Source organism: Corynebacterium sp. HMSC074C11 (genome assembly GCF_001809455.1).
Taxonomy (GTDB): Bacteria; Actinomycetota; Actinomycetes; order Mycobacteriales; family Mycobacteriaceae; genus Corynebacterium; species Corynebacterium amycolatum.
In genome coordinates, this window is record NZ_KV797722.1 from 126,011 (window position 1) to 148,304 (window position 22,294).

A 22,294-nucleotide genomic window follows, 5' to 3' on the forward strand; every position below is an offset into this window, starting at 1 on the left:
CAATGCGAATCACTTATATCCACCAGCACTTTGTTCTCCCCGGTGAGCCGGGTGGTTCCCGACCCTACGAGTTTGCCCGCCGAATGGCCGCTGTAGGCCACGAGGTGACAATGATCTGTGGTCGCGATGAGGCCATGGATAAAACTGTTGATGGCATCCACGTGCGTCGTCTAGCGATTCCGTACCGCAATGAAATGTCGAAGCGCGAGCGCATCGTCAGTTTCTTCAACTTCCTAGTGCGCGCCTCCGCGGTTGCTGCCCGTGTGCCTGCCGACGTGATTTACGCGTCCTCGACTCCGCTGACTGTGGCGGTTCCGGGAATTGTGGCGAAGTTTACTCAGCGTGCACCGTTGGTGGCGGAGATCCGTGACCTGTGGCCAGAGGTGCCGATCAAGTTGGGCTATCTCAATAATCCGGTCGCGATTTTCCTGGCTAAGCAGCTGGAGAAGGCATTCTATGCGGCATCGAGCGAGGTGGTGGCGCTGTCGCCGTCGATGGCCGATGGCGTCAAAGAGGTAGCTCCGAAGAAGCGCGTGACCGTCATTCCAAATGCGTCGGACTTTGAGCGCTTTGATATCCCGGCCGAGCAGCGTGCGGCTTTCCGCAAGGAGCAGGGCTGGGGCGATGATGTGGTGGCCGTCTACGCCGGTGGTTTTGGCATGTCCTACCAGCTGGAGTGGCTTGTGGATTTGGCGGCGCAGCTGCGTCGTGATGGCGTGGAGAATGTGCGCTTTGTCCTGCTGGGGCAGGGAAGCGACTCGGATGCGTTGTACCAGCGCGCTGAGAACGCTGGCCTCGATGCCGATGCGATGTTCCTCGGCCGTCAGCCGAAGGAAGATGTCGCCAAGTACGTGTCTGCCGCCGATATCGCGCTATCGCCGCTGCGTGATGACCCCTGCCTGGAGGGCAACTCCCTGAACAAGGTCTTCGATGCCATGGCCGCATCGCGTCCGGTGGTGTTCAACCACGGTGGCTGGCTGGAGGAAGCCGCAACCGAGCACGATGCCGGTTGGCGTCTCTCGCGCGATATTCCGACCGCGGCCAAGCGATTCGCTGAAATCATCTCCGACCGCGATGAGATGCGCGCAGCGGGACAGCGAAACCGCGAACTGGGTGAGAAGCGTTTTGCTCGTGACAGCCTGTACAACCAGCTCATCGAGGTACTCAACCGCGTCCGAAAGGTTCAGAAGTAATGACTAACGCCGACGCTAACAAGCCCAATGAGCGGATCTTTCTTTCGCTCGCGACAGTCACCGAAGCAGAAGAACAGGCCGTCGTTCGTGCACTCCACTCTGGTTGGGTGGCTCCGTTGGGCCCCGAGGTAGACGCGTTTGAAGCGGAGATTGCCAAGCGCTGCGGTGTTGAGCACGCGCTCGCACTGTCGTCTGGTACTGCTGGCCTGCACTTGGCGCTGCTCGCGCTGGGGATTGGTGAAGGTGACTACATCCCGGTTTCCACCATGACCTTCGCGGCCACGACCAACGCCATCGCTTACGTCGGCGCTACGCCGGTGTTTATCGATGCCGCAGAGGACGGCAACATCGACCCTGAGCTGCTGCTCTGCACCGTCGATGAACTGCTTGCCGAGGGCAAGAGCGTTCCCGCCGTGATGATTGTGGACCTCTTCGGCCGCTGCGCCGACTACCCGGCCTTCGCGCCACGCCTGGAAGAACTCGGCATCGCGCTCATCGAGGACGCCGCCGAGGCGCTCGGTGCTAGCGTCGATGGTCAGCCGGCCGGCAGCTTTGGCCGTGCCGCCGCGCTGTCGTTCAACGGCAACAAAATCATGACCACCTCCGGCGGTGGCATGCTGCTGTCCAACGATGCTGATCTCATCGCCCGCGCGCGCTACCTGTCCACGCAGGCGCGTCAGCCCGTCGCTTGGTACGAACACACCGAAATCGGCTACAACTACCGTCTTTCCAATCTGCTTGCCGCGCTGGGGCGGGCGCAGCACTCGCGTCTGGACGACATGATTGCTCGCCGTCGCCAGATTCGCGACGCGTACCTAGATTTGCTCGCCTCGCTTGACGACGATGCCCCTGGTAAAGGTGCCCGCTTGCTCTCTGACTCCGACGAGCGGTTCACCGAGAACTGCTGGCTGACCTCGATTGTGCTGCCACAGGATGCCGTCGATAAGGGCGTGCTGAGCCCGGACAGCGTGATTGCGGCGCTGGGTGAGTCCAACATCGAGGCTCGTCACCTGTGGAAGCCGATGCACCTGCAGCCGGTGTATGAGGGCGCGCGAGCGACCATCAACGGTACCGCTGAGAATCTTTTCTCCCGCGGCATTACTCTTCCTAGTGGTCCGGCGCTGGACGATGACGACGTCGCGCGGGTGATAGGTGTTTTGAAGGAAGTGCTGGGATGACTTCTACTGAGGTAGCTGGAGAAGCTGTAAAACAGCGAAAACCAATACTGCAGTCCCTATTTATTGTGGTGGCCGCAGGAATGTTTGCTGGTGTTCTCTACGTTGGCGACACGACGATGAAGGATGTCTCCGCAGCGCTTCCTGATTTATCTTTGGCATTGCCGATTTTGGTGATCGTTGCAATCCTTACCGCCGTTGGCACGCCTCAATCTCAGCGCCAGAGTTGGTTGAACGCGATGAAAGGCGCTGGCAATGTAAAACAGTGGCCGATTGCAGCGTGGGCATTAGTGGCGTTCTATGTCTGGCTGTTATGGATGATGCTGTCCGGACTATGGGCTCCTGAAGCTGCCGAAGTCGCTCCCGTCGTTACTGCGTTGATAACGCTCGGACTCATCGCCACGATGTCAGCGATACTGTTCTATTTGCATCCTCAGGCACTGGTGTGGCTGTGGTTAGCAATAGCCATTTGCTCGCTTATTTTTCTCTACGGCGGCATTACTGGTCCGAAATATGTCGGACGTATGACTGCGTTCGGCGGTGGCCCGAATGTCTTTGCCCGTTTCATGCTGTACGGCATCGCGGCAGCTGTGTTTTTTATGCTGTGGCGTAAGTTCATGTGGGCAGCTCTCTTGTTCGCTGCACCATTTGCTTACGGTCTCGTTGCGTCGGGAAGCCGCGGTGTACTGGTTGCTACCACCGTGGTAGTCCTCTTTACCGCAATAGCTGTGTTTTTTCACTGGGGTTGGAAGTGGGCGACTGTTTTTTACGTCGCTGTCGCCGCAGCGGTCGCGTATGGATACTCGCGATTCATCGCAGGTACCGAGATTGAAGAGTACTTTAAGACGCGCTTTATCCAGTTGACCTTCGAAAAAGAACATGATTCTGGGCGTAGTTATCTTCACGATGAAGCTTTCCGAATCATGGGTGAACACCGCATCTTTGGTGGTGGTCTGCACAGCTTCGTTGTGCTGTCGACACCGAGGTCTTCACGTCCACTGGAGCATCCGCACAATATCTTCTACACAGTCGGATCTGAAGCGGGTGTCATAGGAATCGGTCTGTTTGTGATTGTGCTGGTTGTGTTGGCAATCGCTTGTCGCCACCTATTCAAGTTTCTTCAAGCTGGTCTGACCGCAGCTGTGGCGTTAGCGGTTCTTGTGGCACAGGTTTTTTCCGGCTACTACTACGATTCCCGTTCGCTATGGCTATTTGGCTTTGCAGCAGCATTTGCAATGCTGAGCCTACGGTGCCGCGCGCAGGACACAGCATCGGTAGAACCAGAGCTGGAGCCGCAACCAGAACCCGCAGCCGAGCCCGAACCAGTCATGGTCACCGATACCGCGGAGCCGGTTGTGCCGGAGCTGGAGCCAGCGGTGGCCGTCGTCAAGCAAAGTGCGCCTGACAACAAGAATGACAACAAGAAACTGCGCGTTGCGGCAGCGTCGTTTGCTGCGGCTGGTGCAGCGGGTGCGATCGGTTGGTTGGTCAGAAACCGTTCAAATGCGGAAGTCGATGCGCGTGCCGAAAAGCTTCTGCGCGAAATGTTCAACGAAAAGTAGGAGATGACCAATGGATTCACTAAGCATCCGCGCGCAACGGGTAATTAAGCGTGGCATCGACGTCGCGGCGTCTGCAGCAGGCCTGATTGTGCTGTCGCCAGTTATGGGTGCTACGGCGCTGGCAGTACGGCTTTCCATGGGGAAGCCAGTCCTATTCCGCCAGGAACGCCCGGGCCAGGATGGTGAGCCGTTTAATATCCTCAAGTTCCGGACGATGCACCACGTCAATCCGGCAAAGGGGTTTGTCGACGATGCGTCCCGCCTCACGGAGGTAGGAAAATTCCTTCGGTCCACAAGCTTGGATGAGCTCCCGGAGCTCTTTAACGTTCTGCGTGGCGATATGAGCCTCGTTGGTCCGCGTCCGCTGCGCATGAAGTATCTAGAACGTTATTCGCCGCGCCAAGCACGCCGCCATGAGGTGCCACCGGGAATTACGGGGCTTGCCCAGGTCTCGGGCCGCAATGGCATCACCTGGGAAGAGCGTTTCGAGTACGACGTGCAGTACGTGGATAATTGGTCGCTACTGCTCGATGCAAAGATCCTGCTCGACACGATCTTGGTGGTGCTGAGGCGCGAAGGCATCTCAGAAGAGGGTCAAGCGACCATGACTGAGTTCACCGGTTCGTCGAACAATGGGTCGTCGGATAAGGACGTCTCCGCTAACGAAGATTCTTAATCACACTTGCGGGAACACCGGCGACAACGGAGTAGTCATCGACGTCTCTGGTAACTGCGGCTCCGGATCCGATGTACGCTCCCTCGCCGACGGTGAGGCCGGGGTTGATTACGGAGTTGGCGCCTAGGGTGCAGGCTTCGCCAAGCGTGACAAAGCCCGACACGGCATTGAGCGGGAAGATTGTGCAGTAGTCTCGCAGCACCGCATCGTGGCCGATCGTGACATTCATATTGATTTGGGCGTGCTTGCCTACCTCAATATTGCAGGTCAGACGTGTTCCGGGGCAGATGACCGTGCCCTCGCCGAGCGTGACCAGCGCACCAATGCTGGTGTCTGGGTGAACCAGAGTCGCGGGCACGAGTTCCGCGGCATCTGCGCGTTGCGCAATCGAGCGTCGAGCAGCACCGCTGCCGATTGCGACTGTGTAGTAGACCCCCTCGGGCAAGTCCGCGAAGATGTCGGTCTTACCTAAAAACTGCACGCCCATTTTGTGGAAAAATGTCATGTCCGGGGCGCCATCATCGATAATGCCTAGGATTTCCCACTGCGCTGGTAGGCCGTTGGCTGCTGCGTAGTCATTGATGTCCTTGATGAAGCTGACCACGTTGCGCCCAAAACCACCAGCGCCGACGATGACAATCTTTTCGGTCGTCGTGTTGTTAATCCACTGCTTTGGCATGAGTGTCATTATCCCACTGATAGCCGTATTTAGCCGGAGTGCGTGCCCCAGAATCCGCCTACCACCAGTACGTCGGATACCGAAGGCGGCGCAGCCGGTTGGCGAGAATCCCCAACGCCACAATCATGATTGAAGAGGCGAAAACGAAGCCAAGGAGACGGAAGTCGTTGCTGATGCCGGGGCCGTGTGGCATCAGCGCGGTGACAATCGCGGTAGCGGTCGCTGGGGAGTGAGCTGCCCGAGCAATGAGCATAAGTGCGAATGCGATACCGGCGGCGATTGCTGCGGTGATGATGGAGACACCAAAAAGTCGCGAGAGCAGGATGCCAGTGATGCAGCCGATCAGGTGTCCAACCACAACATTTCGCGGTTGTGCCAGGGGCAAGTTCGGTGCGCCGACGATAAGGGCCATGGCGGCCCCAATAGGGGGCAAAAACAGCAGGTCGGAAATGGAGTTTGAGATGAGCGCCAAGGTCATAAGCGGCAAACTCACAGCCACTGAAGCGGCGACAATATGACGCAGCGGCGGGCGGGGTGGCGCTTCGCTGGCGATCCGGGGCCACTTCGGAGACCGTGAATTAGACATGAGAACGATGTTAGGGTGCGCTGCCTCATCTCCGTAGCGGTTCGAGATTATTACCGGATATGACACACTTAAGGGCATGGAGCCTATCGATGTCGCAATCCGGGATGAGTCCATCCGTCTCGGGCAATTCCTGAAGTTGGCAAACCTGGTGGAAACGGGCGGTCTGGCCAAAGAACTCATTGCTGAGGGCCAGGTCAGCGTGAACGGTGAGGTCGACACTCGTCGTGGCAAGGTGCTGCGTCCAGGGGACGTCGTCTCTGTTGCTGGTATGTCGGCACGCGTGGCCACTGCCGATGAAGTCGATGATGACTACTTTGATGAGGCCACCGCCGATGATGACTTTGATCCTGAAAAGTGGAGGAACCTGTAACTCATGCCCGCATTTCCCGCCGAATTTGGCATGCCCCTGCGCGTAGATTTGCTCTCCGCCGCACCGCGTAAGACCGAGCGCTTCTACCGCGGCGTTCTCGGGTGGGCTTACCGCAACACTGCGCCAATCCATGAGGATGCTCGCGAGGCATCCGCTGGTCGCCGTGTTGCCATGCTGTCCGGAATGCCCGTGTCGGTACTGCTCGAGGCCGATAAGGACGCTGAGGATGCCTTCGTCAACCAGTGGCGTGTGAACTTCCATGTCGACTCCGCCGCTGGTGCCGTCGACAAGGCGCGCGAGCTCGGCGCCGAGGTCTTCCAGGAACCGACCCCGCTTGTCGACGGATCCACGATGGCCGTCGTTTCCGACCCCGCTGGTGGCCTCATTGGGCTGCTGGAACAGCCGGGTGAACAGGCCTTCATCGCAGCGGGCGAGCCCGGCACCCCGGTGTGGTTCGAACTGGTTGCAGGCCCGGAGGAGACCTTTGAGCAGGTCGCGGACTTCTACCACAACTTCTTTGGCTGGGAAATTGCAGTGCGCAACAAGAACGAGCACGGCACTTTCGCAGTCGCGATGGAAGACGGGGCGCCATTCGCTGGCTTGGTAGCCAGCTCGGTTGCCGCACAGACCGATGCTGCCGATAAGAGCTTCGTCGGCTGGCTGGCCTACCTCGGCGTGGAGAATATCGACACCGCTGTCGCCAAGGCTGAGGAACTGGGCGGTTCCGTGCTCGTTGCCCCGCAGGCCACCGAGTTTGGTCCGCTGGCAACCGTGCAGGACCCGTGTGGCGCGGCAGTTGTGCTCTGCGAGGTGCCGCTGCCACCGGAGGAAGACATCCGCGAGTCCGACCCGCTGGAAGGCATTGACCTCAGCCAGTTCCAGTAGGAGCTAGAGCTCTTCTTCGTCGTCCTCAGGGTCCTGTTTTCCGGTGTAGTTAACGTGTAAAGGATCGTCTTCGTTAGTGATTTCACGTAAAGGCACAGCCTGCGCAGCGTTATACCTGTTTTTACTCATACTTCTTGACCCTCCCCCTATGAGTAATCCCAGTCATCGGCGCTCTCCTTATTGGCGGAGGGTCAACGGCTGGGATTGATAGCGACCACTTTAATTGCGCTTCTTAATTGAGTCAATGCCTACAACCCCAGCTCCGCCCGCACCGCAGCCACAAAGTCGCTGGTAGTTGCGGTGCCGCCGAGATCCAGCGTCGGCGCGGTGCGAGTCGCGGCGTAGACGGCCTGGCGCAGCTTGGCGGCCGGTGCGAGCTCTGAGGTCGGATGCCCAAGATGTTCCGCGCACATTGCCGCTGAGAGCAAAAACGCAGCCGGGTTAGCAACGCCGCGACCCGCAATGTCAGGTGCCGAACCGTGCACCGGCTCGAAAACCGCGAAGTTATCGCCCACATTCGCCGACGCCGCCAGCCCCAGCCCGCCAATCAGCCCAGCGCCGATGTCACTGAGAATGTCGCCGATAAGGTTCTCCGCGATGATGACATCAAAGCGCGCCGGGTCGGTCACCAGCTGCATTGCCACGGCATCCGCATTGGCAAAATCGAATGCGACCTGCGGATACTCCTCCGCAACCTGCTCAACCGCCCCGCGAATCACACGCGCAGAGTCCCGCAGGATATTCGGCTTGTCCGCCACCGTCACCGTCGGCGTGGCCTCCGAATCGGGGTTTGCCGCCTGCCGCGCGAGAGCCAACTTAGCCGCCTGTCGCGCAAGGCGGTGCCACGCAAAGGACGTCGTCACGCGCAAAGAAACCGCAACTTCGCCATGCTTATCGACGGCGCGAGCCACCGTCGAGTCCTCCACCACCTCTGCCCACAGGTGGTGGTGCGAGGAGTCGGCCGGGGCGTCGTGAGGCGGAAGGAGATAGTCGTGACTGTAGAGGCCCTCGGTGTTTTCGCGGACGATGGTGAAGTCGGCAGCCGCGCCGGGCAGGGTGACCGGGCGGATGTTGGCGAAGAGATCGAGGCGCTGGCGCAGCTGGAGAACAGGGGAGCGGTAAGTCAGGCCGGTACCGCTCAGATGCGGTGCTAGTTCTTCCTCGGCCTCGCGAGCGGGCTTGGAGGTAATCGCCGCGAGGAGAGCGGCATCGCTGCGCTCTAGTGTTTCCCAGGTCTCCTGTGGGATGGGATTGCCGTGCGCGCACCATTGTGACCAGCCAATATGTGCCTCTTTCAGTTCCCAGTGGGGGAAGACGCCGGTGATGAGTCCTCGGCAGGCATCGGTGATTTCGGGGCCGATGCCGTCGCCGGGCAGGAGTGTGATGCGGCGCGGTGCCGCCTCTTTGGCAGTCGCAGGCTGGTCGGTTTCCATGGCTCTTAGCCTAGGTCTGCGACACCTGCGCGTGTGTGGTTTGGCTACTTTGCGAAAGTAACCGGGATTTCGGTGATGTCCTCGAAACCCTCGCTGTGGTCGCCGAAGAGCTTCAGCACGCACTCCTGCTGAGTACAGTCCACGGCCTCACCGGTGGGGACGACGCTGAGCTCGAAGTGCGCAGTGTTGTCGTCGGCGATGGTGGTGGTGCCACCGGACTTCTTGGTAATCCACTGCTGCGACTGGGTGCCGGCACTGCGGTCACCGGTGCAGTCCGGGACGGGGTTGCCTGGAGCCTTCTCTGCGGCGCAGAGTGCGGCGTAGTAGCCGTAGTCGGGGTCGAGGCCAGCGAGGTCGACGGTGATGACATCGCCCTCGGACAGGTCGTTGACCGGCTCGGCCTCCATGGTTACTTCACCGGCGGTGGCGTCGGTTTCTTGAGCCTCAGCCGAACTGGTGGTTTCCGAGGCGTTGGCAGCATCCTGCGCGGCACCGTCTGGGTCATCTGAGCCACAGGCGGCGAGAAGTGGAAGTGCGGCGACGGCCGGAATGGCCAGGAGAGCTGCGCGACGCTGGAGCGTACGGGTAGTCATAGGAGGTAACGTCCTTCCGAAAAACTGTTAGAAATTACTATCTTTTTTTAAGGATAGGCTAACCTAGAACCAAAAGATAGCCTAAGATTCTTTGGGTGAGTAGAGCAAAGTCCTTTCTAAGCTCTTTGTTACTAGTGTTAGTCGTTATTTAGTCATTCTTTTGTCGTCTATCTCCGTGCAGCGTCAGCTCACAGAGGGGGAATATGTTCACCGTGCCTGCCTGTCGCGTTCGCAGCCTTGCCGGGACACTGTTGAGTGTTGTCCTGGTCGCAGGACTAGTCGCCTGTGGTTCCGATGATGCCGCGCCGCAGGGGGCGTCGTCGTCAAGCGCTGGCGTGACGACGGTACCGCGCGCCGACAACATTTCCGCTCACGGTGGCGCGCATGCGAACCTGCCTTCGGAAAACCCCGAAGTGCTGCTAAAGGATCCGAAGCCGGCAGAAGGTAAGGACTACCAGCGTATTCTCACGCTTGACCGGGCGGGAGCACTCAGTCGTTCGGTCTACACACTTGGTCTTGGAGACCGTTTGGTGGGGCGCGACTCTGCCTCCGATTTCCCGGCGGTAAAGGATCTGCCAAACCTCACTATCGGCGGGCATGCGGTCAATGCTGAGTCGGTGATGAAGCTAAAGCCGGAGCTCATCATTACCGATGGCTCGATTGGCCCCAGCCGCGTGTTCGACACGTTTGAAAAAGCGGGGATCACCGTCGTCCATGTGTCGGACGAGCGCACTCCCGAGACCATCAACACGCTTATCGACGAAGTTGCGGCCGCAGTCGGCCTGGCTGACCAAGTTGGCCCAGTGAAGGAGCACCTGGACAAGGAGCTGGCGGCTGCGACCGAGTACGCGCACGCCAAGGCCGATGGCCGCAAGATGATGATCCTCTACGTGCGCGGAACCGGTGTGGCCATGATTGCAGGGCCGGACTCGGGTGGGCGTTCTCTGATTACTCGTCTGGGCGGTGTTGATGCCGGCGAGGGCGTTGGTATTCAGGGCGCGTTCACGCCGATTACTCCGGAGTCCCTGATCGCTGCGGCTCCCGACACCATCTTGGTGATGACCGGTGGCCTGGAGTCCGTCGGCGGGATTGAAGGTCTGAAGGAGATCCCGGGCATCGCGCAGACCCCGGCGGGCCAGAATGAGTCCGTTGTGGATGTGCCGGATTCGCAGCTGCTGTCCTTTGACTCGCAGTCGCCGCGTGCCATCCGCGCCATTGCGGATGCTCTCTACGGTGGCGGTGCTGGTTCTGGTTCTGGTGCAGGCTCTGATGCGAGTGCTGATGCGAGTGCAGACAAGACTGCGGGGAAGTGACTGGCTGAGCAATGCAGACAACCGCGAACAAAACTATTCCGTTCAGACAGGCGACCGTTTTCATCGGGCTCGCCCTAGCGCTGGTGCTGGCAATAGGCTGGTCGGCCTCCGTGGGGCAGTTCGGCGCCACCATCGGCGAATCACTGAGCTCAATGGTGAGGCTAGTGTTCAATGGCGGTCTCGGTGACGCGCCAGAGCCCATCGACACCGTGCTGTGGCAAGTGCGACTACCGCGCATCGCGCTGGCCTGCCTCGTAGGCGCGGGGCTAGCCCTCGCGGGTGTGGCGCTGCAAGCGGTGTTCGGCAACCCGCTCGCTGAACCCGGCCTCATCGGTGTTTCCTCCGGCGCTGCCGTCGGCGCTGCTACCGCCACAGTTTTGGGCACCGCCGCCGGGCTTTCCGGGGTGCTTGGCGGAGTGTTGAGTGTTTTCGCCAGCAGCTGGGCTATTGCGGTCTCAGCTTTTATTGGTGGTGCGGTGGCCACGGCTATTGTGGCCGCCAATGCGCACGGTGGCCGCGACATCGCCCGAATCATTCTGGTCGGTGTGGCTGTGAACTCCATCTGCGGTGGTCTGGTGTCGCTCCTGACATTCGTAGCCTCCACGGCGGCCCGCGACCGCATTGTGTTCTGGCAGATGGGCTCGTTTGCCAGCGCCACCTGGACGCAGGTTGTCATCATTACGCTGGTGACAGTTCCAGCCGTAATTGCCATGTGGGTCAGCTACCGCAAGCTGGACATTCTGAGTCTTGGTGAAGCGCAAGCCCGTCACCTGGGTATTAACGTCGTCACGCTGCGTCGCGCCATCATTTTTGGCACGTCCCTGGTCGTGGCGGCTGGAGTGGCATTTTCCGGCATCATCGTCTTCATCGGTCTGGTCGTGCCGCATGCTGCACGACTGCTGTTGGGACCAGCGCATCGCACGTTGATTCCCGCATGCATCCTCGGCGGCGCGCTGGCCACAACGCTGGCCGACCTCGCGGCTCGCACCATGATTACCGGTGCGGACTTGCCGCTGGGAATGCTCACCTCGATTGTCGGTGGCCCGCTGTTCTTCTGGCTGCTCCTGCGTTCGAAGAGGGCGGTGCACTAATGGAAATCCACTCTGGTCTGGGCATTTCTGCCGAAAATGTCAGCATCACCCTGGATGGTCACCGCATCCTCAACGATATTTCCGTGGTCGCCGAGCCCGGAAAAGTCACCGCGCTGGTCGGCCCGAATGGTGCCGGAAAGTCGACACTGCTCGCAGCGCTTTCCGGCGACCATGAGCTCAGCGGCGGCGACGTCCGGATCGGCGAGCACTCCATTGCCGAGCTCTCCATCGCTGACCTGGCCCGCTACCGCGCTGTCCTGGTGCAGAGCCAAGAGCTGTCCGTGCCATTCACCAGCCGCGAAGTCATCGACTTCGGACGCAACCCCTGGGGCTGCCCGAACGAGGAGCTGCTCGCGGAAGTCATCACTGAATGCGACGTCGCGCACCTCCTTGACCGGGAAGTCCCGACCCTCTCCGGAGGTGAGCGCGCCCGCGTCCACAGCGCGCGCGTGTTCTACCAGGACACTCCCGTCGTGCTTCTCGACGAACCAACCGCGGCCCTGGACCTCCACCACGCCGAAAAAATCATGGGAATGATGCGCGCCCGCGCGGAGGCGGGCAAAGCCGTGGTCGTGGTCCTGCACGATTTGTCCGCCGCAGCGGCGTATGCCGATCACGTTGTGGTGGTGGCGCAGGGGCGCGTCGTAAAGCAAGGCCCGCCTGCGGAAACCCTGGATGCACAGACCGTCAGCGAAGTCTACGGCATCGGTGTGGAAGTGCTTCAGGACTCCGCGGGCAACCCCGTACTGGTGCCTCAGCGCGGACAATACCTCTCACCCTAGTCTCCGAAAAGCCCACAGAGAAAGAAGAAAACCATGGTTGAAAACGCGATTAAAGAAGGTGACAAGCTGGCTGCTCAGCCCTTGGCAGAGCGGCTCAAAGTGGAGACTTCCGGTGTCCACAGTGAAGCGGAAAACTCCGACTTCATGTCGAGACTGCTCGCGGGTGAACTGGATGCGCAGGCGGCCATCGATTTAACCGGTCAGCTCTACTTTGTGTACGAAGCGTTGGAGCAGGCAGTGCGGTCCACTGCGGAGTCAGAGCAGGTCAGCGCGGTCTACGATGCGCAGCTGGAGCGCCTGGAAGCACTGGCAGCCGACCTTGAGCACTTGGTGGGGCCTGATTGGCGGGAAAAGATCTCGCCTGTGGAGGCGACAAAGAACTACGTGGCCGAGCTTCGTGAAATCGAAAGCAACGGCAACGCCAACGCCGCATTGGCGCACCATTATGTTCGCTACTTGGGTGATCTTTCTGGTGGTCAGGTGATTGCGTCCATGCTGGCCAAGCACTACGGCATCGGTGCGGAGGGAACCCGATTCTATGACTTCTCCGCGATCGGAAAAATTAAGCCCTACCGCGACGGCTACCGACGGAGTCTGTCTGAGCTGGGCATTTCGGATGCCGATAAAGATGCCGTGGTCGACGAGGCGAAGAAGGCATTTCGTCTCAACCGAGCGATCTTCCACGACCTAGCTGGTGGTCTGGACGACGTGGTGGCGTAGGTTGCGGCGTAGGGCGCGAACTGGAGTGTTGCGACTGTGGCTGCGGGTGGTGTGCGTTAGCCGATGTACACCACTGCGTTACGGCCGCCCGTGCACTTGATGTTGCCGCCAGCAGGACGGCACCACATGTTGTAGGTCAGGCCAGTCGTTGGGCTGTAGGCCGTGATGGTGCCGGATTCCGCACCAGTGGAATTGCGGTAGCGGACGTAGGCTCTGTGGACATTTCGAACGAACGGATCGCTCGTTGAGGACGTGCCCTTCCACGCACTGGAGAGGTTGCCGCCAGCCAGGCCACGTGACGAGCCCGAGGACCCAGCAGAGCCACCAGAGTTCGCGGAGTTTGGAACGACCACGGTCTCAGTCTGCGTGACCGGTGGGTTGGGCTGGCTCGAAGCATCGGCAGCGACCTGTGTAGTGGCAGCCGTCTGTGTGTCGGCCGCAGTCGCCGAGTCATCTTTGTCTAGGGTGACATAAAGTACCGCGCCAATCAGACCTAACAACACCACACACAGCACTGAGATGAGCGCAATCATGGCGCCGGAAGTGCGTGAGTTCTGCTGCGGATACGCCGGGGCTGCGTAGGCGAAAGTTGGTGCTGGTTGCGCAGCGAATTGGGGCTGCGGTTGAGGTTGGGGTTGGGGCGCCTGGTTTGGGTACACGGGACCGAACGAGCCGGTGGAAGGATTCGAACTGTAGTTGGGGTCTGAGCTGGGGAACTCGTTATACGACATGCTGGACGTACCAATCGCGAGGAGGAAGTGTTCCCCCTGTGATGGGCCTAACCCGCGTAGCGAATGGTGTTCCATCCCCCTGGGGACACGGTTAACGTCTTTTATTGTATTACTGGGAAAACTGTAAAGCATATTAGGAGACGCATGTCGTCCGCAAAATGCGGCAAGGGCGGGTTTAGCTAGACCCGAAATGAGGTGGTGAGCCTCAAATGAGGGCGCGGCCATCGAGAAACTGCTTAAGTTTATGGCAGTTTCGGCACTAATTTCTGCTTGTTTTTGTCATAAACCTAGTCAGTAACTCATGAGCCGGCCCAAGACTCCGGGCTGCACATGCGAAATTGGGGTGCGCATGAGACTTCACGGCCTTTTTGACCGTTTCGTTCATGCGCACCCCAGTTTGTTGCGAGGTGTAGCTAGTAGCTGCTCAGTGGCTACATCCCCAGGATTTCCTTGAGCTCGGCCTTGATCTGGTCGAGGCGTTCGGCAGCGGCGGCGTGTGGAATCGCAGCCGGCGCGGCCGGCAGCACGACCTCCAAGTAGCACTTCAGCTTCGGCTCCGTGCCGGAAGGCCGGGCAATGACGCGGTCGTTGGCCTCGGTGAGAATGAGAATGCCGTCGGTAGGCGGGATGTGATAGCTCTCGCCCTTGGCGTCGACCATGTCTAGGCCGTCATTCATGTCCGTGACCTGCGTGACCTCCGATCCGGCCAGCTGTGCAGGCGGGTTGGCGCGTAGAGTGTCCATGCCCTTGGTAATCAGCGAGCGGTCCTCGACTCGGAAGGTCAACGGGGCGGTCTTGTAGAGGCCGTGGGCGCAGGCGACCTCATCCAGCAGGTCCTGAATGCCCAGCCCCTGGCCCTTCAACCGCGCCACCGCGTCGGCGACACGCACCGCCGCAGATACGCCGTCCTTGTCTCGCACGACTGCCGGATCGGTGCAGTAGCCAATGGCCTCCTCGTAGCCGAAGATGAGCCCATCCACACCAGCAATCCACTTAAAGCCGGTCAGAGTAGCGCGATAATTCAGTCCGTGACCTGCGGCAATCTTACCCAGCAGGCGCGAAGACACAATCGAGTTAGCCATCGTGGCCGGAAACTCCGCGCCCTCATCATTGGTCACGGTCGCAGTCCCACGGGCCTCGGCGTCCGCACCGATGACTTCACCCAGAAACGCACCGATGTCATCGCCGGAGAGCTGTCGCCAGCCACCGTCGACGCTGCTATCCGGAATAGCCACCGAGCAACGGTCCGCATCCGGGTCAGCCGCGATGATGACATCCGCGTCTTCGGCACGAGCCAGCTCAAACGCAAGATCCAAAGCACCGGCTTCCTCCGGGTTCGGGAACGATACCGTCGGGAACTCCGGATCCGGCGCGAACTGCTTCTCGACCACGCTGACATTCGAGAAACCTGCCGCGTTCAGTGTGCGCACGATGGTCTCGCCGCCGACGCCATGCATCGGGGTGAGGACAATCTTCGCTGCCTGCTTCTCTTCGCTTGACGACGTCGTTGCGAGCGCAGCCGCCCGTTTCACATAGGCATCCAGCAGTTCAGGACCAACCTGCTCGACGGCATCGAAGTCGCGCGGGACCTCATTCGCCGGGGGAGTAGCGGCAATGGCTTCCGCAATTTGTTTGTCATGGGGCGCGATAATCTGGACGCCTCGGCGGGAATCCGACTCCACCGCGCGGCCACCGAGGTAAACCTTGTAGCCATTGTCCTTTGGTGGATTGTGGCTGGCCGTGACCATGATGCCGGCATCGGCATTGAGGTGGCGCACGGCAAAGGCAGTCACCGGTGTGGGCAGCTGCTGTGGCAGAGCCAGGGCCATGCCACCGGCTGCGGCGACAACCGCTGCGGCATCGCGGTGAAAGTCAGCGGAGCCGTGGCGGGCATCGCAACCAATGACCACGGTGAAGTCATCGCCCACAATGTTCTTCAGATGCGCAACCAAGCCAGCGGTGGCACGGATGACCGTGGCACGGTTCATGCGGGACTGGCCAGCTGCAACGACACCGCGAAGACCTGCAGTGCCGAATTCGAGTGGCCCGGCAAAACGGCTTTCCAGCTCGGCAATCGCATCGGGGTTGGCGGCCTTGGCTTCGTCGTAAAGCGAGGAGAGTTCGGCGGCGGTGGCCTTGTCCGGATCGTGGGCGATCCAATCGGTGATGGTGGCTTGTAGCTGTTCGGAGAGCATCGGTGTTCGCCTACTTCAGACCATCGAGGACAGCGGCGGAGGAGGAAAGGCCCAGGCGGGAGGCGCCCGCAGCAATCATTTCCTCGGCGGCAGCGGCATCGCGGATACCGCCAGAAGCCTTGACACCCAGGCGGTCGCCGACGGTTTCGCGCATGAGCTTCACAGCGTGAGCGGAAGCGCCGCCGGCCGGGTGGAAGCCTGTGGAGGTCTTGACGAAGTCTGCGCCTGCGGACTCGGAGGCCTTGCAGGCTGCGATGATTTCCTCATCGGTCAGGGCGGCCGACTCGATGATGACCTTCAAGATCTTGCCCGGAATGGCATCGCGAACAGTCTTGATTTCGGCCTCGAGGTCGTCGAAGCGGTGCTCCTTGGCGAAGGCGATGTTGATGACCATGTCGACTTCTTCAGCACCATCGGCCACAGCGCGAGCAGCTTCAGCAGCCTTGACCTCGGCCTTTACCGCGCCGGAGGGGAAACCGACGACAGTGGCGATATGCAGGCCCTCTGGCACCTCGACTGGGAGCTGCGAAGGGGAGATGCAGATGGAGTAGGTGCCGAGCTTGGCGGCCTCGGCGATAAGAGCCTTGACCTGGTCAGAGGTGGCTTCTGGCTTGAGTAGGGTGTGGTCAATCATCTTGGCAACATCAGCGCGGGAAGTCATGGGAGAAATCAAGTCCTTTCGGAAATTTGGGAGAGAGCTTAAAAGTAGGTGCTTAAAAGTAGGGAGGTGGCGGGCTAGGACACGCGATCGAGGATAATCTCGCGCTCGGCTGTCGGCGCGGTGTCGCCGATTTCAATGCCCGGCTCGATGGACTCGAGGGCGCGCTCGAACTTATCCGGAGTTTCAGTGTGCAGCGTGAGCAGCTTCTGGCCCTTGACCACCTTGTCTCCCGGCTTGGCAAAAATCTCAATACCGGCAGTGGCCTGCACCGGATCATCCTTACGAGCACGTCCCGCGCCCAAGCGCCAGGAACCAACGCCGAGAGCCAGTGCATCCAGCTTGGTCAGGTAACCGTCAGCCTGCGCAACCACATCGTGCGTGTGAGGTGCCACCGGCAAAGCGGCATCCGGATCGCCGCCCTGAGCGCGGATCATCTTCTTCCACGAATCCATTGCGCGGCCGTCCTTCAGTGCCTTCTCCACGTCGGCATCGTGTACGCCGGCCAGCTCCAGCATGTTTCGGGCCAGCTCACAGGTCAGCTCCACGACATCTGCGGGGCCACCACCTGCGAGAACTTCCACCGATTCGCGGACCTCGAGGGCATTGCCGATGGTCAGACCCAGCGGAGTGGACATGTCCGTCAGCAGTGCGCGGGTGTTCACACCCGCGTCGTTGCCCAGGTCAACCATGGTGCGAGCCAGCTCACGAGCCTGATCCAGGTCCTTCATGAAGGCGCCCGAACCGACCTTGACATCCAGCACCAAGTTGGAAGTGCCCTCCGCAATCTTCTTGGACATGATTGACGAGGCAATCAGCGGAATGCAGTCCACCGTCGAGGTGATGTCACGCAGCGCGTAAATCTTCTTGTCCGCAGGTGCCAGGCCCGCACCGGCTGCTGCGACGACCGCACCGGAATTCTCCAGAATCTGCATCAAGCGATCATTCGGAACATCCGCCTGCCAGCCTGGAATGGATTCCAGCTTGTCCAAGGTGCCGCCGGTGTGTCCGAGGCCGCGACCGGACAGCTGTGGGACGGCCACGCCGTAGGAGGACACCAGTGGGCCCAGCGGCAGCGTGATCTTGTCACCGACACCACCTGTGGAGTGCTTGTCCGTGGTGGGCTTGCTCAGCGATGCGAAGCTCATGGTCTCGCCCGAGTCAATCATCGCCTGAGTCCAATCCACAATCTCGCGGCGGTTCATGCCGCGGATGAAGATGGCCATGTTCAGCGCCGCCATCTGCTCATCGCCCACGACGCCGCGGGTGTAGGCGTCAATGACCCAGGAAATCTCCTCCGGATTGAGCTCACCGCCATCACGCTTTACCTTGATGACGTCAACTACATCGAACTTTTCAGCCATTGTTCGCTCCTTTTATAGGCGATTGTGCTTAGCGATATTGGTCTTGTGAACTCTGCTGATTCCGATTATCATCAGCACTAGAACAAATGTCAATAGGTAACTTTCCATTTGTACCCACATAAGTATGTTTGCATAAATACCTCGAACAGGTTCGGAGAGGGAGAGCACAATGTCCCACATCTCAGACGAAGAACTGCTGGCTAAGGCCTACGCAGCCACGGAAAACTCGTACGTCCCCTATTCAGGTTTTCCGGTCGGTGCCGCACTTCTGCTTGACGACGGCACGGTGGTCACAGGCTGCAACGTAGAAAATGCATCCTATGGGTTGACCAACTGCGCAGAGCGCACAGCCGTATTCCGCATGGTCGTGGAGCATGGCGGCAACCATAAGATTGCGGCCTGCGCCATCGTCGGGCGAAAGGCGGCACCGTGCCACCCCTGTGGCGCCTGTCGGCAAGTCCTGCACGAATTTGGGTGCAAGCGCGTCATAGTGGAGTCCGAGCGCCCGGAAAATGGTGGTTTGGGCGCTCCGTCCAGCATTGACTTCGAAAAAATTCTCCCTTACTCCTTTGGTCCCGAGGACCTGTAGGCATCATCACCACAGCCTCTTTTATCAAGAAAGAAGACCTTAGTCATGGATAGACTGCAAGGCTTACTGGGCATCATCCTCGTCATCGGATTTGCCATTGCTATCTCAAAGAACAGGAAAGCCATTAACTGGCGCACACTCGGCGTTGGCCTGCTGCTGCAAGCGGTATTCGCGCTGGTAGTGCTGAAGTGGGAACCTGGCTTCCAGGCGCTGAAGAGTGTGGCCGGTGCCATTGAGAAGATGATCGATTTTACAAATGAGGGCACCTCTTTTGTGTTCGGTAATCTTTTCGACGACACGGGTAAGAACTTCGTCTTCGTGCTTAACGTGTTGCCAGTGATCATCTTCCTGGGCGCAGTCCTCGGTGCCCTCTACTACCTGCGGGTAGTGCAGTACTTCGTCGAATATGTGGGCTCCGCACTGAAGTTCATTATGGGTACCTCGAAGGTGGAGTCCGTCTTCGCTTCCACGGTGATTTTCCTCGGGCAGTCGGAGGCTCCACTCGTCGTTAAGCCGTATATTCCGAAACTGACCAAGTCGGAGCTGTTCGCATGTATGTCGGGCGGTTTTGCGTCGGTGGCCGGATCGACCTTGATCGGGTACTCCCTGCTCGGTGCGCCGTTGGAATACCTGCTGGCGGCATCGGTAATGAACGCGCCGGGCTCGCTGCTGATTGCGAAAACTTTCTGGCCGGAGACAGAGGAATCTGATCTGGATGCGTCGGTGAAGGATGTCCGCGATACCGAGTCGAAGAACGTCATTGATGCGCTTGGATCGGGTGCGCTGGCCGGCGGTCGTATTGCTGTGGTTGTGGCATGTCTGTTGATTGCGTTCATCGCTGTGATTGCGATGCTGTCGGCGATGATCGGCGGCATTGGCGGCTGGTTCGGTCAGGATAACTGGTCTCTGGAAGGACTGTTCGGCCTAATCTTTGCGCCAATTGCATGGCTGATTGGTGTGCCGTGGGAGAACGCAGGGCTGGTCGGTAGCTTCATTGGTGAGAAGACGATTCTGAACGAGTTCGTCGGCTACACCTCGTTCTCTGAGCACGTCGACTCGCTGGATCCGAAGTCCATCATGCTGGCGACCTTCGCCCTGGCCGGCTTCGCTAACCTGTCGTCCATTGCGATTCAGATTGGTTCCTTCGGCGCGCTGTCGCCGGAGCGCCGCGGTGAGATTGCCAAGAACGGTCCACTGGCGCTAATCGCGGGTCTGTGCACCAACCTGCTCAACGCAGCAATCGTGGGTGTGATTGCGCTATAGCTCTTCCTCAGTTCGGAATTCGGCCGCCTGCTTTTCTAGATTCTGATGGATTTTCTGCTCGCCCTCGGCGGCAGCGGTAGCCCGAGGCGGAAGCTGGATGTATCGCTCTGAGGGCAGGCCAGCGCGCAGTTGGCGCATCCTCTCAACCTCGGCATCCAGCTTAAAGCCGAAGACCACGACCACATTAATGCTCCAGAGTGCGGTCATCAGCGCGATAACCGCACCCATGGCGCCATAGGGATTCGAAGCCGCAAAGTTGAATAAGTACAGCTGGAGCGCCTTGCCGATGATCAGCGAGCTAATAATTGCCAGTGCCGAACCTGTGCTGAGCCAGCGGAATTTGCGCATGCGCACGTTCGGCGTGAAGTAGTACAGCGAGCCAATCAGAATCATCGACATGACGATAATCACCGGCCAGCGCAGCCAACTCCAGACGGAGATGCAGAAGTCAATGACCTGTCGCGTGGTCGATTCAATACCCAATGGGCGGGCAACCGGTTCGACAATGGTGATAACTAGCTGGTCATTGACAATAATCGCAATAAGTAGCACCACAGTGCCGATTAACAGCTGCAGCGTAATGGCGACCATGAGCAGGTGGTAGCGAATCAGCGTGCGACCTTCGGAAACGCCGTAGATGGAGTTTGCCGTACGCGAAAAAGCGCGCGTGTAGGCCGAGGACGAAATCAGTGCAAAGACAATACCGATAGTCAGTGCGACAAGACCGCCCGTGGCGGAGCCGATAATCGTTGAAATGACATTGCGGATCGGTTCGGCATACTCAGCCGGAATGTAGCTGCGGATGAAATCCTCGGTCAGACGGTTGAGGTCTTCTGTATAGCCGGCCAGCATCAGCGTGGCAATTGAATAAATCGCAAGCAGTGCAGGCGCGAAGGTCAACACCGTGTAATAGGTCAACTTCGCGGCAGCGTCGAAACCGAGCTCCAAGAAAAACTCAATACCCGCACGCTTGAGAGCGTAGAGCGCTCCTTTCCACCCCACGGGTGGCAACTTCTTTGCGGACTGAGCAAAAGATGCGTCTGCCGACTCGTAGGCCTGGAGTGTGTGCCTGATTTGCTGTGCTGGTGACACCTAAACAATCGTCCTCTCCGACCGGACAGCGGCTGCAACATATATGCGGACATGTGCGCTCGCTTAAGTCTATCGGTCGAAGAGGACAAAGACGCTTCTCGGGCCCGGGTGTCAGTTCTTTGTACTGATGCGTTCCGGGACGGTTATTCCGTGGCAGGGGAAGGGGTGGAGCTATCAGGGGAGTCTGGCGAGCCCGGTGCAGCCGGTGCAGCCGGTGCAGCCGGTGAGTCCAGCGCAAGCAGGCGTTCAGCGGTGGCATCGTCGATGACCAGGTGAGTAGCCAAATTTGTTCGAAGGGCCACGTCGATGGCCGCGGCCTTGTGTGCGCCACCGGCCACAAGTACCCGAGTGGGGATCCGGCGCAGGTCAGAGAGGCTGATACCTACCGTGCGGGCATCGACCTCTGGCAGCGCAATGCCACCGTCAGCGCGATAGAAGCGTGAGCAGGCATCGCCCACTGCGCGCTCCACGAGCAAGTCTTTTTCGGTTGCCGACAGCTGTCCCAAGTTCAAGGCCAGCGAATCATGGTCGACGGCGCCGACGGTGAAAACTGCAATGTCCACCGTCCGGCCAAGAGCCAAAACGCTGGCAATGAACCGATCCTGTTCCACGATGCGCTTGGTCTCGACCGAATCGAAAATCACCGGCAGCGGCAGTGTGCGGGCATAGGCGTGGAAAGCGTGGCAGAAAGCGCCAATAGTGCGGATGTCGTTCGTGGACTTATCGGAGTGGCTCATTCCTCCCTTGAGCTGCACAATTTCCACGCCCGAGACATCCTTGGACTTCAGTTGCGTGGATACGGAGTACATGGTCTTACCCCACGAAACTCCGAGAAGGGTACCGTCGACCACCAGCTCGTCGAGAAGCTCGGCGCCCACGCGCCCCAACTCGCGGAGCAAGACTGCGTTGCCAGCGCGAGCCGGTTGCGCCAGCCGCACATCGTTCAACTTGTAGCGATCCCGCATCTGCGTAGCGGTCTCTGAGGCTTCCTCGCGCGGATCATGGATCTCAATGCGCACGTAACCGCGCTCACGGCCAAGGTTGAGCAGTTTAGAAACCGTTGGGCGGGAAACCCCGAGTTCGGTTGCAACCTGAGACTGTGTGAGCCCCTCGCCGTAATAGAGTTTGACGGCGGTGAGTGCCTGGATGTCGCGACTGTCCACAGCGGCCTCCTCCAACAAGAGCACTTAGCAAGCGCACTTGTAACAGGAACCTCGCTTGATTGTGGCCCTGCCCGACTTGATCATCGGGAAAGCGTGCGCCTCACCTGTGATTTTAGTTCCACGTTTGCAAAAACAAAAAGCGAGCTTTTGCATTTGTAGTAAATGGTGAGACGTTGGCTGT

General features: G+C 59.6%; 23 protein-coding genes. 12 read left to right on the plus strand and 11 right to left on the minus strand.

Annotation, left to right across the window (positions count from 1 at the left end):
- Window positions 1-2 precede the first annotated feature (2 nt).
- The 4 genes from HMPREF2614_RS01950 to HMPREF2614_RS01965 are packed head-to-tail and all read left to right on the plus strand — an operon-like array spanning window position 3 to window position 4,606.
- Window positions 3-1,193, plus strand: a complete 1,191-nt coding sequence (locus HMPREF2614_RS01950; RefSeq protein WP_038627213.1) for a glycosyltransferase family 4 protein — start codon at window positions 3-5, stop codon at window positions 1,191-1,193.
- A complete protein-coding gene (locus HMPREF2614_RS01955) occupies window positions 1,193-2,371 on the plus strand; it encodes a DegT/DnrJ/EryC1/StrS family aminotransferase (protein ID WP_070431863.1) in 1,179 nt (392 codons plus the stop codon). The genes HMPREF2614_RS01950 and HMPREF2614_RS01955 overlap by 1 nt, the downstream gene beginning before the upstream one ends.
- Complete coding sequence (locus HMPREF2614_RS01960) at window positions 2,368-3,930, plus strand: O-antigen ligase family protein (protein WP_070559972.1); 1,563 nt, start codon at window positions 2,368-2,370, stop codon at window positions 3,928-3,930. The genes HMPREF2614_RS01955 and HMPREF2614_RS01960 overlap by 4 nt, the downstream gene beginning before the upstream one ends.
- 10 nt (window positions 3,931-3,940) lie before the next feature.
- Complete coding sequence (locus HMPREF2614_RS01965) at window positions 3,941-4,606, plus strand: sugar transferase (RefSeq protein WP_070559974.1); 666 nt, start codon at window positions 3,941-3,943, stop codon at window positions 4,604-4,606.
- Here HMPREF2614_RS01965 and HMPREF2614_RS01970 read toward each other — a convergent pair.
- Window positions 4,590-5,285: a NeuD/PglB/VioB family sugar acetyltransferase gene (locus tag HMPREF2614_RS01970; RefSeq protein ID WP_038627220.1), complete on the minus strand. Its 696-nt coding sequence runs from the start codon at window positions 5,283-5,285 to the stop codon at window positions 4,590-4,592. The two genes, HMPREF2614_RS01965 and HMPREF2614_RS01970, sit on opposite strands and share 17 nt — an antisense overlap.
- A 58-nt stretch (window positions 5,286-5,343) precedes the next feature.
- Window positions 5,344-5,871 carry an HPP family protein gene (locus tag HMPREF2614_RS01975; protein WP_038627222.1) on the minus strand — a complete coding sequence of 176 codons (528 nt, stop codon included), beginning with the start codon at window positions 5,869-5,871 and terminating at the stop codon, window positions 5,344-5,346.
- A 76-nt stretch (window positions 5,872-5,947) separates the two neighbouring features.
- Between HMPREF2614_RS01975 and HMPREF2614_RS01980 the strand changes: the two genes are divergently transcribed.
- Window positions 5,948-6,241 (plus strand): RNA-binding S4 domain-containing protein, encoded by a 294-nt coding sequence (locus tag HMPREF2614_RS01980; RefSeq protein ID WP_005510922.1) that lies wholly within the window; start codon window positions 5,948-5,950, stop codon window positions 6,239-6,241.
- A 3-nt stretch (window positions 6,242-6,244) separates the two neighbouring features.
- Window positions 6,245-7,126 (plus strand): VOC family protein, encoded by an 882-nt coding sequence (locus HMPREF2614_RS01985; RefSeq protein ID WP_038627226.1) that lies wholly within the window; start codon window positions 6,245-6,247, stop codon window positions 7,124-7,126.
- Between the two features lie 3 nt (window positions 7,127-7,129).
- Here HMPREF2614_RS01985 and HMPREF2614_RS11330 read toward each other — a convergent pair whose 3' ends face one another.
- The 3 genes from HMPREF2614_RS11330 to HMPREF2614_RS01995 form a co-directional block, all read right to left on the minus strand.
- Entirely contained in the window at window positions 7,130-7,255 is a 126-nt protein-coding gene (locus HMPREF2614_RS11330; protein ID WP_255463551.1) for a hypothetical protein, read from the minus strand.
- A gap of 119 nt (window positions 7,256-7,374) precedes the next feature.
- Window positions 7,375-8,559, minus strand: coding sequence for an isocitrate/isopropylmalate family dehydrogenase (locus HMPREF2614_RS01990; RefSeq protein WP_049181253.1), 1,185 nt, complete (start codon window positions 8,557-8,559; stop codon window positions 7,375-7,377).
- 44 nt (window positions 8,560-8,603) lie between these two features.
- Window positions 8,604-9,152, minus strand: coding sequence for a neocarzinostatin apoprotein domain-containing protein (locus tag HMPREF2614_RS01995; RefSeq protein ID WP_070431867.1), 549 nt, complete (start codon window positions 9,150-9,152; stop codon window positions 8,604-8,606).
- 203 nt (window positions 9,153-9,355) lie between these two features.
- On the opposite strand from HMPREF2614_RS01995, the gene HMPREF2614_RS02000 reads away from it, so the two are divergent.
- The 4 genes from HMPREF2614_RS02000 to HMPREF2614_RS02015 are packed head-to-tail and all read left to right on the plus strand — an operon-like array spanning window position 9,356 to window position 13,058.
- The gene (locus tag HMPREF2614_RS02000) at window positions 9,356-10,465 is read left to right on the plus strand and encodes a heme/hemin ABC transporter substrate-binding protein (protein WP_070431868.1); all 1,110 of its coding nucleotides are present in this window, start codon (window positions 9,356-9,358) and stop codon (window positions 10,463-10,465) included.
- 11 nt (window positions 10,466-10,476) lie between these two features.
- Window positions 10,477-11,556 carry a FecCD family ABC transporter permease gene (locus HMPREF2614_RS02005; protein WP_049181259.1) on the plus strand — a complete coding sequence of 360 codons (1,080 nt, stop codon included), beginning with the start codon at window positions 10,477-10,479 and terminating at the stop codon, window positions 11,554-11,556.
- A complete protein-coding gene (locus HMPREF2614_RS02010; protein WP_070559976.1) occupies window positions 11,556-12,338 on the plus strand; it encodes a heme ABC transporter ATP-binding protein in 783 nt (260 codons plus the stop codon). The genes HMPREF2614_RS02005 and HMPREF2614_RS02010 overlap by 1 nt, the downstream gene beginning before the upstream one ends.
- Before the next feature lie 33 nt (window positions 12,339-12,371).
- Window positions 12,372-13,058 (plus strand): biliverdin-producing heme oxygenase, encoded by a 687-nt coding sequence (locus HMPREF2614_RS02015; protein WP_038627236.1) that lies wholly within the window; start codon window positions 12,372-12,374, stop codon window positions 13,056-13,058.
- Window positions 13,059-13,114: 56 nt separating this feature from the next.
- Here HMPREF2614_RS02015 and HMPREF2614_RS02020 read toward each other — a convergent pair whose 3' ends face one another.
- From HMPREF2614_RS02020 to HMPREF2614_RS02035, 4 genes are all read right to left on the minus strand, one after another.
- Window positions 13,115-13,789, minus strand: a complete 675-nt coding sequence (locus HMPREF2614_RS02020) for a hypothetical protein (protein WP_224786662.1) — start codon at window positions 13,787-13,789, stop codon at window positions 13,115-13,117.
- Between the two features lie 431 nt (window positions 13,790-14,220).
- Window positions 14,221-15,984 (minus strand): phospho-sugar mutase, encoded by a 1,764-nt coding sequence (locus HMPREF2614_RS02025; protein ID WP_070559980.1) that lies wholly within the window; start codon window positions 15,982-15,984, stop codon window positions 14,221-14,223.
- Between the two features lie 10 nt (window positions 15,985-15,994).
- Window positions 15,995-16,645: a deoxyribose-phosphate aldolase gene (gene deoC / locus HMPREF2614_RS02030; RefSeq protein WP_049172494.1), complete on the minus strand. Its 651-nt coding sequence runs from the start codon at window positions 16,643-16,645 to the stop codon at window positions 15,995-15,997.
- A 74-nt stretch (window positions 16,646-16,719) separates the two neighbouring features.
- Window positions 16,720-18,006 (minus strand): thymidine phosphorylase, encoded by a 1,287-nt coding sequence (locus HMPREF2614_RS02035; RefSeq protein ID WP_038627245.1) that lies wholly within the window; start codon window positions 18,004-18,006, stop codon window positions 16,720-16,722.
- 169 nt (window positions 18,007-18,175) lie between these two features.
- Between HMPREF2614_RS02035 and HMPREF2614_RS02040 the strand changes: the two genes are divergently transcribed.
- Both HMPREF2614_RS02040 and HMPREF2614_RS02045 read left to right on the plus strand, forming a co-directional pair.
- Window positions 18,176-18,595, plus strand: coding sequence for a cytidine deaminase (locus HMPREF2614_RS02040; RefSeq protein WP_070559982.1), 420 nt, complete (start codon window positions 18,176-18,178; stop codon window positions 18,593-18,595).
- 45 nt (window positions 18,596-18,640) lie between these two features.
- Window positions 18,641-19,858 carry a NupC/NupG family nucleoside CNT transporter gene (locus HMPREF2614_RS02045; RefSeq protein WP_038627249.1) on the plus strand — a complete coding sequence of 406 codons (1,218 nt, stop codon included), beginning with the start codon at window positions 18,641-18,643 and terminating at the stop codon, window positions 19,856-19,858.
- Here HMPREF2614_RS02045 and HMPREF2614_RS02050 read toward each other — a convergent pair.
- Both HMPREF2614_RS02050 and HMPREF2614_RS02055 read right to left on the minus strand, forming a co-directional pair.
- Window positions 19,853-20,860 (minus strand): YihY/virulence factor BrkB family protein, encoded by a 1,008-nt coding sequence (locus HMPREF2614_RS02050; protein WP_224786663.1) that lies wholly within the window; start codon window positions 20,858-20,860, stop codon window positions 19,853-19,855. The genes HMPREF2614_RS02045 and HMPREF2614_RS02050 overlap by 6 nt on opposite strands.
- 233 nt (window positions 20,861-21,093) lie before the next feature.
- Window positions 21,094-22,113 carry a sugar-binding transcriptional regulator gene (locus tag HMPREF2614_RS02055; RefSeq protein WP_070559984.1) on the minus strand — a complete coding sequence of 340 codons (1,020 nt, stop codon included), beginning with the start codon at window positions 22,111-22,113 and terminating at the stop codon, window positions 21,094-21,096.
- Window positions 22,114-22,294: the final 181 nt, after the last annotated feature.

Bases quoted from the DNA above. Each gene is read 5' to 3' on its own strand.
- HMPREF2614_RS02005 (WP_049181259.1), top strand. From the start codon at position 10,477: ATGCAGACAACCGCGAACAAAACTATTCCGTTCAGACAGGCGACCGTT.
- HMPREF2614_RS01980 (WP_005510922.1), top strand. From the start codon at position 5,948: ATGGAGCCTATCGATGTCGCAATCCGGGATGAGTCCATCCGTCTCGGG.
- HMPREF2614_RS02040 (WP_070559982.1), top strand. From the start codon at position 18,176: ATGTCCCACATCTCAGACGAAGAACTGCTGGCTAAGGCCTACGCAGCC.
- HMPREF2614_RS11330 (WP_255463551.1), bottom strand. From the start codon at position 7,255: ATGAGTAAAAACAGGTATAACGCTGCGCAGGCTGTGCCTTTACGTGAA.
- HMPREF2614_RS01970 (WP_038627220.1), bottom strand. From the start codon at position 5,285: ATGCCAAAGCAGTGGATTAACAACACGACGACCGAAAAGATTGTCATC.
- HMPREF2614_RS01995 (WP_070431867.1), bottom strand. From the start codon at position 9,152: ATGACTACCCGTACGCTCCAGCGTCGCGCAGCTCTCCTGGCCATTCCG.
- HMPREF2614_RS02035 (WP_038627245.1), bottom strand. From the start codon at position 18,006: ATGGCTGAAAAGTTCGATGTAGTTGACGTCATCAAGGTAAAGCGTGAT.
- HMPREF2614_RS02020 (WP_224786662.1), bottom strand. From the start codon at position 13,789: ATGTCGTATAACGAGTTCCCCAGCTCAGACCCCAACTACAGTTCGAAT.
- HMPREF2614_RS01990 (WP_049181253.1), bottom strand. From the start codon at position 8,559: ATGGAAACCGACCAGCCTGCGACTGCCAAAGAGGCGGCACCGCGCCGC.
- HMPREF2614_RS02000 (WP_070431868.1), top strand. From the start codon at position 9,356: ATGTTCACCGTGCCTGCCTGTCGCGTTCGCAGCCTTGCCGGGACACTG.
- HMPREF2614_RS01965 (WP_070559974.1), top strand. From the start codon at position 3,941: ATGGATTCACTAAGCATCCGCGCGCAACGGGTAATTAAGCGTGGCATC.
- HMPREF2614_RS02025 (WP_070559980.1), bottom strand. From the start codon at position 15,984: ATGCTCTCCGAACAGCTACAAGCCACCATCACCGATTGGATCGCCCAC.
- HMPREF2614_RS02045 (WP_038627249.1), top strand. From the start codon at position 18,641: ATGGATAGACTGCAAGGCTTACTGGGCATCATCCTCGTCATCGGATTT.
- HMPREF2614_RS02010 (WP_070559976.1), top strand. From the start codon at position 11,556: ATGGAAATCCACTCTGGTCTGGGCATTTCTGCCGAAAATGTCAGCATC.
- deoC (WP_049172494.1), bottom strand. From the start codon at position 16,645: ATGACTTCCCGCGCTGATGTTGCCAAGATGATTGACCACACCCTACTC.
- HMPREF2614_RS01960 (WP_070559972.1), top strand. From the start codon at position 2,368: ATGACTTCTACTGAGGTAGCTGGAGAAGCTGTAAAACAGCGAAAACCA.
- HMPREF2614_RS01975 (WP_038627222.1), bottom strand. From the start codon at position 5,871: ATGTCTAATTCACGGTCTCCGAAGTGGCCCCGGATCGCCAGCGAAGCG.
- HMPREF2614_RS02015 (WP_038627236.1), top strand. From the start codon at position 12,372: ATGGTTGAAAACGCGATTAAAGAAGGTGACAAGCTGGCTGCTCAGCCC.
- HMPREF2614_RS01950 (WP_038627213.1), top strand. From the start codon at position 3: ATGCGAATCACTTATATCCACCAGCACTTTGTTCTCCCCGGTGAGCCG.
- HMPREF2614_RS01955 (WP_070431863.1), top strand. From the start codon at position 1,193: ATGACTAACGCCGACGCTAACAAGCCCAATGAGCGGATCTTTCTTTCG.
- HMPREF2614_RS01985 (WP_038627226.1), top strand. From the start codon at position 6,245: ATGCCCGCATTTCCCGCCGAATTTGGCATGCCCCTGCGCGTAGATTTG.